10 protein-coding genes and 1 pseudogene are annotated in these 12,112 nt (G+C 65.0%); 3 read left to right on the plus strand and 8 right to left on the minus strand.

Annotation, left to right across the window (positions count from 1 at the left end; translation table 11 throughout):
• Positions 1 to 19 precede the first annotated feature (19 nt).
• Positions 20 to 2,008, minus strand: coding sequence for a type I restriction-modification system subunit M (locus tag B3I25_RS10855; RefSeq protein ID WP_286739002.1), 1,989 nt, complete (start codon positions 2,006 to 2,008; stop codon positions 20 to 22).
• Positions 2,009 to 2,545: 537 nt separating this feature from the next.
• Here B3I25_RS10855 and B3I25_RS10860 point away from each other — a divergent pair.
• Together B3I25_RS10860 and B3I25_RS10865 are read left to right on the plus strand one after the other, a co-directional pair.
• Positions 2,546 to 3,049, plus strand: a complete 504-nt coding sequence (locus B3I25_RS10860; protein ID WP_286739003.1) for a Fur family transcriptional regulator — start codon at positions 2,546 to 2,548, stop codon at positions 3,047 to 3,049.
• 72 nt (positions 3,050 to 3,121) lie between these two features.
• Positions 3,122 to 4,648 (plus strand): catalase, encoded by a 1,527-nt coding sequence (locus tag B3I25_RS10865; protein ID WP_286739005.1) that lies wholly within the window; start codon positions 3,122 to 3,124, stop codon positions 4,646 to 4,648.
• 270 nt (positions 4,649 to 4,918) lie between these two features.
• Here B3I25_RS10865 and B3I25_RS10870 read toward each other — a convergent pair whose 3' ends face one another.
• From B3I25_RS10870 to B3I25_RS10885, 4 genes are read right to left on the minus strand one after another with little or no spacing between them, the layout of a single operon-like run.
• On the minus strand, positions 4,919 to 6,046 hold the full coding sequence (locus tag B3I25_RS10870) for a DUF2334 domain-containing protein (protein WP_286739007.1): 1,128 nt from the start codon (positions 6,044 to 6,046) through the stop codon (positions 4,919 to 4,921).
• 50 nt (positions 6,047 to 6,096) lie between these two features.
• Positions 6,097 to 6,747 (minus strand): family 16 glycoside hydrolase, encoded by a 651-nt coding sequence (locus B3I25_RS10875; protein ID WP_193518936.1) that lies wholly within the window; start codon positions 6,745 to 6,747, stop codon positions 6,097 to 6,099.
• On the minus strand, positions 6,744 to 8,084 hold the full coding sequence (locus B3I25_RS10880; RefSeq protein ID WP_064846680.1) for a glycosyltransferase family 2 protein: 1,341 nt from the start codon (positions 8,082 to 8,084) through the stop codon (positions 6,744 to 6,746). Before B3I25_RS10880 ends, B3I25_RS10875 begins: the two co-directional genes overlap by 4 nt.
• A gap of 3 nt (positions 8,085 to 8,087) precedes the next feature.
• Entirely contained in the window at positions 8,088 to 8,384 is a 297-nt protein-coding gene (locus B3I25_RS10885; protein WP_064846681.1) for a hypothetical protein, read from the minus strand.
• Positions 8,385 to 8,697: 313 nt separating this feature from the next.
• Here B3I25_RS10885 and B3I25_RS10890 point away from each other — a divergent pair, with 313 nt between their 5' ends.
• Positions 8,698 to 9,711 carry an o-succinylbenzoate synthase gene (locus tag B3I25_RS10890; protein ID WP_064846682.1) on the plus strand — a complete coding sequence of 338 codons (1,014 nt, stop codon included), beginning with the start codon at positions 8,698 to 8,700 and terminating at the stop codon, positions 9,709 to 9,711.
• 60 nt (positions 9,712 to 9,771) lie between these two features.
• On the opposite strand, the gene B3I25_RS10895 is transcribed toward B3I25_RS10890, so the two are convergent.
• The 3 genes and pseudogenes from B3I25_RS10895 to B3I25_RS10905 all read right to left on the minus strand — a co-directional run.
• Complete coding sequence (locus B3I25_RS10895; RefSeq protein ID WP_286739012.1) at positions 9,772 to 11,121, minus strand: MFS transporter; 1,350 nt, start codon at positions 11,119 to 11,121, stop codon at positions 9,772 to 9,774.
• Positions 11,122 to 11,131: 10 nt separating this feature from the next.
• Positions 11,132 to 11,677, minus strand: a complete 546-nt coding sequence (locus B3I25_RS10900) for a flavin reductase family protein (protein WP_082943356.1) — start codon at positions 11,675 to 11,677, stop codon at positions 11,132 to 11,134.
• Positions 11,678 to 11,720: 43 nt separating this feature from the next.
• Positions 11,721 to 12,016: pseudogene (locus B3I25_RS10905) on the minus strand (IS3 family transposase); the annotation flags it as partial.
• Positions 12,017 to 12,112: the final 96 nt, after the last annotated feature.

The following is a 12,112-nucleotide window of genomic DNA, read 5'->3' on the forward strand; positions in this document are numbered from 1 at the left end:
GCTGGCTGGGGGATAGTCATCACCGCTTCACCTCCTCCAATCGCGCGCGGATGCGGCCCAGAACCTCGTCGAGGTCGCGGTCGATCTCATCCAACGGCCGGGGTGGGACGTACTCGTAGAAGTGGCGCGTGAAGGGGATTTCCGCACCCTCTTTGGTCTTGGATTCGTCGATCCAGGCATCGGGGACGAAGGGCTTGACCTCGCGCTCCAGGTACTCGTGGATGTCCTGATCCCAGGGGACGTTCTCGGTGTCACGCAGGGTGGGGTCCGGTTCCGGGTCCTTCACGCGATTGGTTTGCAGCTCCCCGTTCTCGTCCCGCTCACTCAGCTCGGTCACGATGGCCTTGAGTACCGCGGGCTTCACCTGCAGCCCGGCCTCGACCAGGACCTCGAGTAGCTCCGAGGTGAACGCGCTCTTGTTGGTACTGACCGCACCGCCCGCGCGCTGGGACCGGTCGTGGAGGGCGGAACGAAGCGCGGCGGCGTCGTCGTCGGGGAGCTTGGCAACGGGCCGGGAGGCCATAACGCGCTCGATGCGCTCGGCAGTGAACGCGAAGTTGAGCTTCAGCGGGCGCTCCACCGTGATGGTGCGGTAGAAGAAGTCCTCGGTGCGGAAGATCTTGGAGTGCTGGGACTCGGTGAACTCGTCGTAGATCCGGCTGATCTCCGCGATGTTCTCCCGCGAGAGCTCCTTGCGCTTGGAGCCCACGGATTTGCGCATCTTCACGAACATGCCGGTCGCGTCGATCAGCTGGACCTTGCCGCGGCGCTGCGGGGCCTTGTCCTTGGACAGCACCCAGACGTAGGTGGAGATGCCGGTGTTGTAGAACATGTCCGTGGGCAGGCCGATGATGGCTTCGAGGTAGTCGTTGTCGAGCACCCACTTGCGGATGTTGGACTCCCCGGAGCCGGCGCCGCCCGTGAACAGAGGGGAGCCGTTGAGCACGATGGCCGCGCGGCCGGCCGACTGGTTCTCCTCCGTGGCGCTGGGTTCGCGCATCTTGGAGATCAGGTGCATCAGGAAAAGGAGCGAGCCGTCCGAGACGCGGGGCAGGCCGGGGCCAAAGCGGCCGGCGAACCCTGCGATCTGATGTTCGGTCTCCACGGCCTTGCGGTGCTGCTTCCAATCCACGCCGAAGGGCGGGTTGGACAGGCAGTAGTGGAACGTGCGGTTCTCGAATGCCGGGTTGGTCAGGGTGTTGCCCAGGACGATGTTGTCGATGGGCTGGCCCTTGACCACCATGTCCGCCTTGCAGATTGCATAAGAGGCGGGGTTGATCTCCTGGCCGAGCAGGTTGACCCAGGCCTCGCTGTTGAACTGCTTGATCTTGTTCTCGGCGGCGGAGAGCATGCCGCCGGTGCCCGCGGTGGGGTCGTAGACGTCGCGGCCGATGCCGGGGGTGGTGAGCCCCTCGTCGTCGTGGAGCAGCAGCGTGACCATGAGGTCGATGACCTCGCGCGGGGTGAAGTGCTCACCCGCGGTCTCGTTGGACGCTTCCGCGAACTTGCGGATCAGTTCCTCGAAGATGTGACCCATCTGCTCATTGGACACCGCATCCGGGTGCAGGTTGGCCTTGGTGAAGTGCTGCAGGACCTGCAGGAGCAGATCGTGCTGGGCGAGGCCGGAGATGGTCTGCTCGAACTCGTACTTCTGGAAGATCTCGCGCACGTTCTCCGAGAAGGCGTTGACGTAGTCCCGCAGGTTCTCCTCGAGGTTGTCGGGGTCACCCTGCAAAGTCTTGAGGGTGTGGCGGGAGCGGTTGAAGAAGTTGTACGTGTGCTCGTTGCCGGCCTGCTTGGTGCGGTTGCGGATCATCGCCAGGGGCGGCTCAGTGTCCACGTAGGTGGGGCCGATGGCCTCGAGGACGTCCTCTTTGGTGGGGGCCAGCACGGCGTCCAGGCGGAACAGGACCGTGAACGGCAGGATCACATCCCCGTACTGGTGCTGCTTATAGGTGCCGCGCAGGATGTCTGCGGCACCCCAGATGAAGGACGCGTGGTTAAACACGGTGGGTGGCTGCCTTACTCGGTGGGGCGGGGGTCTACCGTGCAGTCTACGAGGGGGGGCAATGAGAAGCTGTTCTCTTCGCGGCCTTTTGGGAGCTGAAGGTTCTCGGATCTGGTGCCGGCCAACCAGCGGAACCAAATGGGTCTGTTGCACGAACTGGTGACAGTGTGACCTGCCCCTGTTGGAGACCCTCTGTGGGCTCGCGGGTTTGTACCTTGCCGTGAAGCACCCGGACAGGTAGTACGGCCGCCCGCAGTTCGGCGCCGCGGAGGCCGCGGGCGGCGTCGTCGATGGCCCGTGCGAACGGGCGCGCCGCCGGACAGCGGGTGGAAACATCTGTGGTGCAGAACGACCAGAAAACAAGGAAAAACCGTGCGGATCGCGGCATGGATGTAGTGGAGAGCGTTTGCCGCGGCGCCAGGGGCTGAGGAGGGGAAAGCTCCCCTCCCCGAGGGTTCACCCTCCCGTCATTCCCACGTCGCCCGGCACACCCCGCAACCTTTTGATGAGTAACTCAAAACATGACATAGTGAAGATATGACCTCGACCACTCTTACCGATCAGCCCGGGGGGCGGGAGAACGGCGGCGGCGCCGTCGTGCCCGTGCCGTGGACCGATCGGATCCGGGCGGCCGGACTGCGGGTCACCAAGCCCCGACTGGCGGTGTTGGACGCGCTCGAGCGCCACCAGCACGCCACCGCGGACGAGGTGCTCGCGGACGTGCGCACGGCATTGCCGGAGATCACGGTGCAGTCCATCTACGTGGTGCTGCACTCGCTCACGGACGCCGGACTGTTGCGCCAGCTGGACCTGGCGAACTCCCCGGCACGGTACGAAACCCGGGTCGACGACAACCACCACCATGCCGTGTGCACGGTGTGTGGACGCATCGAGGACGTGGCCTGTGCCGTGGGGCATGCACCGTGCTTGACTCCCAGCGAGACCCACGGGATGAGCATCCGCGTGGCCGATGTCGTCTACCAAGGCGTGTGTTCCGACTGCTCGGCCCAGCGGGCCGGTGCGACCGCGGTGCCCGTCTAGACCCCTGAGCTCCGGGAACCCATCTGGGCCCCCGGTTCACCCACCCATCCCAACCCCATCAAGGAGTACGCGATGACGGAATCCACCCCGCACGCTACCGGGTCCACGACCCAGGCCGGCATTCCCGCTGTCAGCGACCGCAACTCGCTGACCACGGGCCGCGACGGAGCCATCGTGCTGCACGACCACCACCTGGTGGAGACCCTGCAGCACTTCAACCGGATGAACGTTCCCGAGCGTCGTCCCCACGCCAAGGGCGCGGGCGCGTTCGGCACCCTGGAGATCACCGAGGACGTCTCGCAGTGGACCAAGGCGGACTTCCTGCAGCCGGGTAAGAAGACCGAGATGCTGGCTCGCTTTTCCACCGTAGCCGGCGAGCTGGGCTCCCCGGACACCTGGCGTGACGTCCGTGGCTTCGCCCTGAAGTTCTACACCGAAGAAGGCAACTTCGACCTCGTGGGCAACAACACCCCGGTGTTCTTCGTGCGCGACCCCATGAAGTTCCCGCACTTCATCCGCTCCCAGAAGCGCCTGCCGGACTCCGGCCTGCGTGACGGCACCATGCAGTGGGACTTCTGGACCAACAACCCCGAGTCCGCACACCAGGTCACCTACCTCATGGGTGAGCGCGGTCTGCCCAAGACCTGGCGTCACATGAACGGTTACAGCTCGCACACCTACATGCTCGTCAACGAGCAGGGCGAGAAGTTCTGGGTCAAGTGGGCCTTCATCTCCCAGCAGGGTGTGGAGAACCTCTCCAACGAGGAGGCCGAGCGCCTGGCCGGTGCCGACGGTGACGTCCACCGCCGCGACCTCTTCGACGCCATCAAGAACGGCGAGTTCCCCAAGTGGGACCTGTACTGGCAGATCATGCCGTACGAGGAGGCCAAGACCTACCGCTTCAACCCCTTCGATCTGACCAAGGTCTGGCCCCAGAAGGACTACCCGCGGCACAAGGTCGGCACCATGACCCTGAACCGCAACCCGGAGAACTTCTTCGCGGAGATCGAGCAGGCCGCGTTCTCCCCTGCGAACATGGTTCCCGGCACCGGCAACTCCCCGGACAAGATGCTGCTGGGCCGCAACTTCGCGTACGCGGACGCCCAGCTCTACCGCATCGGCACCAACTTCCAGCAGCTGCCGGTCAACCGCCCGATCAACGAGGTGCACACCTACAACTTCGAGGGCCACATGTGGTACAACCACTCCGGCGCTCGTCGCGTGTACGCCCCGAACTCCTTCGGTGACTCCTGGTCGGACGAGACCGGTCCCGTGGACAACGGCTGGGAGGACGACGGCGCTCTGGTCCGCGAGGCCTACACCTTACGTCAGGACGACGACGACTTCGGTCAGCCGGGCACCCTGATCCGCGAGGTCTTCAACGACGCGCAGCGCGCGCAGTTCGTGCAGACCGTGGCCGGCGCCCTCGAAGGTGTCGAGGAGCCGGTGCTCTCGAACGCCTTCCAGTACTGGAAGAACGTGGACGAGAACATCGGTCAGCGTATCGAGGAGGCCGTCAAGTCCAACGCCGCCAACCCCGAGGTTCCGGGCATGGGCGTGGACGAGGACCCCACGAGCAACTCCGAGATCAGCGAGTAACGCTCCGAGGGTGAACGGACCCCTGGTGAGTTCGGTGGGCCCGGGCGCGGTGGGATGATCACCGTGTGGGGCTCCCGGCCGCCGAAGGCCGCCCACCCCTGACGTTCACACGCGTGCGAACACCCGGTCAGTGATCCTGGCCGGGTGTTCGCGCGTTCTGGGTCCAGGGTGCCCGCCCGGGGGCGCCGACCCGGACGCTACTTCAGCTCCGTGACCGGTCGGAACTCGTACCCCAGCTTCTTGATGCCGGTGACCGTCTTCTTGAGGTACTCAATGTCCAGGTATGGGTGGAAGAAGAAGCTCGGTGGATTCGCGCACGGTCAGGTTCGCATTGGCCCGTGAGACCAGGAACTCCGGGGTGCGGGCGGCATGGTTGTTCTGCTCGCCCTCGGTGATGTTGCCCAGGTTCTCGGGGTACACCGTTCCGCCGTAGATATCGCTCATCGTGAATGGGAACTGCTGGCTGTAGGACTTACCGGCTTCGGAGGGTTGCCCCGTGAGGATGCCCGCGTAGTAGTCGCCCTGTTCGTAGCGCGCGTCGTACTCCTGGGCCATGGCCACGTACGAGTTCACGGAACCGCCGTAGTGCGGTGTCTCGAAGATCGTGGGCTCACCCAGACCGGCGTGCTCCATCACGGAGCGTCCCGCGTCCAGGCGGTCCTTCCACTCGTCCACGTCGTCCTGGGCCACGCGGCGCAGGTCCTTCGGGTTGGACTCCGGGCCCACGTCCTCCAGGCGCACCGCGGCCTGCTTCACCGCGGGGGCGTCCGAACCCACGAGGTCGTAGAAGAGATCCGTGTAGACCAGGTACACGTCGTTCGCGTCGATGTAGTCCAGGTGCACCTCGGCCAAATAGGTGAGGTTCGCGGAGCGGATGGCCCACGGGGCCTCCGGGGAACCGTTCGGCGTGCACGAGGCGGGCTTACCGCGCTCGGTGCACTGCGACGTCGCCAGGACCTCCACCTTGTCGTTCGTGCCCGTGAACGGGACCACGATCTCAGGGGCACCCTGGGTCTCCCGGTGCACCTTTTCGCCCCGGTACTCGACCGAGGTGACCTTGGAACTGTCCACCGTGGTCGCGGCGCGGGGGTCCCAGCCGTACTTGCCCCGGAACTGGGCGTTCTGCGCGTCGTCGGGACCCGCGAAGGCCTCGATGTTGCGGCCCAACCACATCACGGGCTTGTCGGTGGAGCGGACGTCGTCCAGGAAGGCATGGGGGAGCGGGACGTGGTGGTCTGCGCCGATGTACACCGCGGCGTCGTAGTTCTCGACCATGGCGTCCGTGTAGTCGGCCACCGGCTTGAGTTCGGTCCTCCCGAAGTGTGTGAGCAGGTTGCCCGTGGCGATCGCGTGCATGGCGTTGGCGTCCGCGGCGGCACCGATGTTGTCGAAGAGCACGCCGTGCGCACCCCGCAACCGTCCGCGCCAGCCCGGCGCGGACGATCCCGTCAGCCCTGCCCCATGATCTCGAAATCGTGGAACAGGACCTTGGCGTCCTCCGTGTACAACCCGATCGCGCCCCCTCGGTAGGGAGTCTCCTCGTCCGTGACGGTGGCCAGTTCGGTCCCGTCCACCGTGACCGTCATCCTGGGCCAGTCCTGCGTGATCTCCACCCGGTAGTCCCTGCCCACCGGGAAGGTCCGGTCCCCACCGGACGCGATGAACCGCTGCGCCCCCGTGTAGGCCGGGTCCTGCTTGGAGATCTCCCAGCCGTTGGGTTTGAGCGCCACCGCGTAGAAGTGGTCGTTGTCACGCAGGTTCCACTGCACCCAGCCCACTTCCCACGCATTGGGTTCGTCATTGCGGCGCAGTTGCTCCTCGGTGCGCACCGTGACGGCGAAGTCGGCGTCGTCGTAGTCCTCCACCGTGTGCACGAGCGCCCCGTGGGTCACGATGGCGGCCTCGGCCGTGTGGGGTTCCAGCAGCACCTGCCGGTCGTTGCCCTTCACGGTGCCGTAGCCCGTGTACATGACCTGCCAGCGCCCGTGCACCTCCCCGTCCGCCCACGGCTGCACGCGCCACAGGTTATTCATGACGGCCATCACCGCGAGCACCAGCACGATCGTCGCGACGAGTACGACGACGCCGCGTTTCCTCATGCATGGGCCTCCACCGTGAGCTCCCGGGCCGAGGAGTCCACCTGCTCCTGGTTCTCGACCACGCGTTCCGTCTTGGCCCAGCCGTTGTGGCCGCGCACCGCGCGCCACGCGGCCTTCCAGCCGGCCACGTACCACAGCATGGCGTAGAGCACGTAGAGGTGGACCAGGCCCACGGCCTTGACCGGGTTCAGACCGCTGTGACGTTCCTGCGACCAGTACACCAGCCCGTAGAGCAGCGCGGGTCCGAACGCGATCAGGTAGGACGAGAGCCACCACCCGGAAACCACGGCGTGACCCGTGACGATCCCGACCGCGAGGTCCAGCACCCAGAAGGCGAACGCCAGGGACAGGAAGGACGTAAGCAGCAATAGGAACGGGCTCGTCAGGTGGTACAAGAGATCCGCCCGGCGGCTGCCGGTGAGGTCCCGCAGCACCCACGGCACCAGGTTCCAGGACTGCAGGTGGCCCTGGAACCACCGGGTGCGCTGCTTGACCCAGCGCTTGACGTCCACGAGTCCCTGCTGGTGCACGGACGCGGTGGAGACGAACTCGGTCTGCCACCCGTCCATGAGCAGTCGCACGCCCAAATCCAGGTCCTCGGTGAGGCTGCGCGACCACGGGGACACACCCAGCCCGTCGAGCGCGGAGAGCCGGACGAACTGGCCGTTGCCGCCGAGTCCCACGCTGCCCAGGTGTCGGCGGCCCCGCTGGAACACGTGGGTGTAGAGCACGAACTCGAGGTCCTGCATCCGGGCCAGGAGGTTCTGCTGGCGGTTGTTGATCCGCACGCCGATCTGCACCGCGCCCAGGCGGTTGTCCTTGAACAGGGGCATGACGTCGTCCAGGGCGTGCGGGTCCAGACGTCCGTCCGCGTCCATGACGCACACGACCACGTCAGAATGAGACGTCCCGGCAATCAGATCGCTCGTGCGCAGGTACTGGATGGCGGCGTTGAGCGCCTCGCCCTTCCCCTCGCGGGCGTGGGGCAGGGTGCGCTGGAACAGGTGCACGCGCGGGTCCGGGAACGAGCGCACGATCTCGGCCGTGCCGTCGTCGGAACCGTCGTCGATCACCATGATCTGGAGGTCCGGGTGGTCCAAGCCGACGAGCCGCTCGAGGCTGGGCCGCAGGACGCGTTCCTCGTTGAGGCACGGGATCACGAAGACCACCTTGTGGTGGCCGGGGACGGTGGCGATCTTCACCCTACGGTGCTGCGAGCGCTGCGGTTCGAAGCGGGAGAGCACCAGGATGAACATGCCGTACAGGACGCTCAGGGCCACGAGGACCACGGCGAGCACCAGGATGAGGTCGATACGATGACCGAAGACCAGGATCACGGTTCAGCCCTTCACCTTCAGCGCGTGCCGACCGCGCGCGGGCAGCTCCTGGTACGGCTGGTCCTCGGCGGCGGTCACGGGCGCCATCTCGCGCGGGTGCGCGGCCTGACGGGGCCTGCGCCGGATCTGGTGCCACGTGGTGATGGCGCTCGCGATGGACACCGTGCTGAGGAAGAACAGCAGGTACGCCAGGAACAGCACCATGGCGATCATCAACAGCACGCGGCTGCCGCCCTGCAGGAACGCCTGCAACGTTTCCCCCACGGACGCGATTTCGGACAGCGCAAAGACATGCAACACGAATCCCCCGATTCCCCCTGTGGTGTCGCGATCATCCCCCCGGACTCACGACACCTGTGACCCCTCCAGAATACGTCGGGCACAACCATGCGTTGTGGCACGTAATTGCGACTGCGAACGCTCCGTGGGCCGAACGGCCCACGGAGTGTGGGGTGTCGAGGGAAGACTTCCGGCGCGCAGCGGCATAAAGGTGCGTTTCGCATGTAAACAAATGCATTTACATAAAAAGTTATGGGCTCAAACTCTATGCAGTAACGCCAAACAGGGGACAGTAACCGACGTTTCGATCAAGGCGGACACGTACCCTAGGGCCATGCTCTCTTCGGTGACGCCCATACCCCCACTGTCCGATCTGCTCGATACCGCTCGGGTGGTCTCCCTGCCCATGCGCGTGCGGTTCCGGGGGGTCACCGCCCGGGAAACGGTGGTCTTCCACGGCCCGGCGGGTTGGGGCGAGTTCGGCCCCTTCCCCGAGTACGAGGACGCCGAAGCGGCGTCGTGGTTGCGCGCGGGCATCGAGGTGGCATGGACCGGGTTCCCCGACCCCGTGCGCACCCGGGTGCCCGTCAACGCCACGGTCCCGGCCGTCCCCGCCGAGCGCGTCCCGGAGGTCCTTGCGGGGTACGGCGGCGCGGTGCACGCCGTGAAAATCAAGGTCGCCGAACGCGGACAGAGCCTCGCGGACGACGTCGCTCGCGTCGCCGCCGTGCGCGCCGCCCTCCCGGACGCGCAACTGCGCGTGGACGCGAACATGGGCTGGAGCGAGGACGACGCCGTATGCGCACTCACCACCCTGAGCGAGTTCGAGCTCGCGTACGCCGAGCAACCCGTGGCCACCGTGCCGGGGCTGGCCAACGTGCGCCGTCGGCTGCGGGACGCGGGGAACAAATTGTTGATCGCCGCGGACGAATCCGTGCGCAAGGCGCAGGACCCGCTGGCCGTGGCTCGGGCCGACGCGGCGGATCTGATCGTGGTCAAGGTCGCACCCCTGGGCGGGGTACGCCGGGCGCTGGAGATCGTGGCGCAGGCCGGGCTGCCCGCCGTCGTCAGCTCCGCGATCGACAGCTCGGTGGGGATCCGGGCGGGCGTGGCACTCGCCGCGGCGTTACCGGAGTTGCCGTACGCGTGCGGGCTCGGGACGCTGTCCCTGATGACCGCGGACGTCACCGCCGAGCCCCTGCGCCCGGTGGACGGCTACCTCCCGGTGCGGGACGTGGCGGTCTCCGAGGATCTGCTGACGGAACACGCGGTCACGGGCCCGCGCCGTGACTGGTGGCTCGAGCGGATCTCCCGCACGTACGAGGTGCTGCGGGGCGGGGACGTTTAGACGGCGGAAGGGGCCGACACTACGCATGGGTAGGATCGGCCCCTTCTCGGCAAGTCCGGTTCAGCGACGGGCAGCCGGAGTGGGCTCCTCGGTGGCGGATTCAACCAAAGGAGTATCGATATGGGGCTTCAAGCGCGAGGCCGCGAAGGCAGCTAGAGCTACCACGACCGCAACCCCGATGTAGAGCTGGGTCGGTGACCAGCCGCCGTCGAGGAGGGTGCCCACCAGAATGGGTGCCAGAATGGCTCCCACCCGGCCAATTCCGAGACCCCATCCGACACCGGTTGCTCGCACCTCCGGCGCATACGTCTGAGGCGCCACGGTGTAGAGTCCCGCAACACAGCCGTTGATGAGCATTCCCACGACAACACCACTCAGGAATGCGAGAGCCGGAATTGATGTAGTAGTAATGAATACCACCAATAGCACGGCCGCAAGAATAGTGAAGACCACGAGCGTGTTGCGCGCGTTACGCCGAATGGTCAGAACACCGTAGATCAGCGAACCGAAGGTTCCACCCATGGTCAGCATCAGGCCCCCCACGATGCCTTGTTGCTCCGTCATCCCGGATTCAACCAGAAGTCTCGGCGTCCATGAATTCGCGAAGTAGAAGCCGAACATGATGACGAAGAACGATACCCATAGCAGGATGGTCGAAACCCGGTACCGGCCACCAAGCAGCTGCGTTACGCTACCCTGTGACGAATTGGTTGTGGTGGGTGCATCCCCCAGGAAAACGTCCCCCTTGAGCCCGATCCGTCGGGCAATTCCAGCCACCTTCTCTTCGGCATTCTTGGGGCGTCGGACACGGTAGTAATCAACTGATTCTGGCAGGATAACCAGGATCAAAACGGCTGCGAACAATGTCACAAGGCCACCGGCAAGGAACACGGAGCGCCATCCGAAAGCGGGAATCAGCTGGGTGGCGCCCATTCCACCCAGTGTCGCACCCACCCCGTAGCCGGCGGTGTAGATACTGATGGCCATGCCGCGATTCTTCACATTGGAGTACTCGCTGGTGATGACCGTAACCGTTGCGAGGATGCCGCCCACACCCAGCCCGGTGATGACTCGCCATGCGCCCAGCTCAAGGGCGGAGTTCGCCGTGGCGGAAAGGAACAAACCTGCGGCATTGATGCCAACCGCGACCAACAAGATCTTGCGACGTCCGAAGCGATCAGCGAACGGGCCCAGCAAGAGTGACCCAGCAGCCATGCCGATCAGACCGGAACTCAGCAGCCAGCCCAGCTGGGCTCCTGTGAGTTCGAACTCCTTGGAGACGGAGGTCGCGGTGAAGGCCATTGCCAACACGTCGTACCCGTCGAGGGCGTTGAGAAACGCGGCTAGTGCAACAATGACCCATTGATATGCCGACATCTTGGAAATGTCGATCTTACGGCGAATGTCCAAAACATGCCTTTCAGGGAACGTCGATGGTTACGAGGGCTGACTGTGCGAGGTTTTCCGGAGTTGAATCCGGTCGAGTTGCTACTGCGCGGGAGACGCAGCAGCACATTGTAGCGTTCGGGGCCTTCTGGCGGTCGGAATAGAAGACGTCTCGATGATCAACTTCCCCGGAAAGCTCCAGAATCTTCACCTGACAGAGACCACACTCTCCCCGGCGACAATCCGACATGGTGTCCACACCTCCGCGTTCCAGCGCTTCGAGCATCGACTCATCCGAATTCACGGTGGTCCTGAAGTTCAATCGGGGAATATGGACTTCGAAGGGCTCGGCCTCGTACCATCCACTGTTCCCGAACGTCTCGTACCTCAAATTGGTAGGGTCCAGGCCGTTATCGGACCACGCCCTGCGGACAGCATCCATCAAGCGAATGGGTCCGCACATGTACAGCTCGGTGCCATCGGCAACGTTGCTCACGAGATCAACGACATCCAGAGTTCTCCCCCGATCATCCAGGTGAACCTCGATACGGTCGCCGTGCAGCGCCTTCAAATCCTCCATGTAGGCATGGGCACTGCTGCACGGTGAGGTGACAGTTCTATTGTCAAGCCGCGAGGACCACGGCTGGGTTCATGATGGTCTCGCATTCCATCGGGGTCAAACGGCCCAGGCGAACCTGTCGACGGCGCCAGTGGTAGGCCTGTTCGATCCAGGTGATAATCGCGATCCGCAGCTCGTCACGGGTCCGCCAGCGACGGCGATCGAGGACGTTCTTCTGCAGCAACGCGAAGAAAGATTCCCGCGCCGCGTGGCCGCATTGACCAGTGCGTTCACCGCGAGGCGGGCCTTCATCCGGGAATCCATGGAGTAGCCCACGATCCACCCGCAGAACGCGTCCTTACGAACGACGTCTTCGCGGAACTCTCGGGGATATGCAGCGGGCATGGTGCATATCCTTCCAGGCCGCCCGACGGGCAAGCCAGATCAGATGTCACC

Origin of the sequence: Kocuria sp. UBA1838 (assembly GCF_002338785.1) — a bacterium.
Classification (GTDB): Bacteria; Actinomycetota; Actinomycetes; order Actinomycetales; family Micrococcaceae; genus Kocuria; species Kocuria marina.

Bases quoted from the DNA above. Each gene is read 5' to 3' on its own strand.
- B3I25_RS10860 (WP_286739003.1), top strand. From the start codon at position 2,546: ATGACCTCGACCACTCTTACCGATCAGCCCGGGGGGCGGGAGAACGGC.
- B3I25_RS10865 (WP_286739005.1), top strand. From the start codon at position 3,122: ATGACGGAATCCACCCCGCACGCTACCGGGTCCACGACCCAGGCCGGC.
- B3I25_RS10875 (WP_193518936.1), bottom strand. From the start codon at position 6,747: ATGAGGAAACGCGGCGTCGTCGTACTCGTCGCGACGATCGTGCTGGTG.
- B3I25_RS10890 (WP_064846682.1), top strand. From the start codon at position 8,698: ATGCTCTCTTCGGTGACGCCCATACCCCCACTGTCCGATCTGCTCGAT.
- B3I25_RS10900 (WP_082943356.1), bottom strand. From the start codon at position 11,677: ATGGAGGATTTGAAGGCGCTGCACGGCGACCGTATCGAGGTTCACCTG.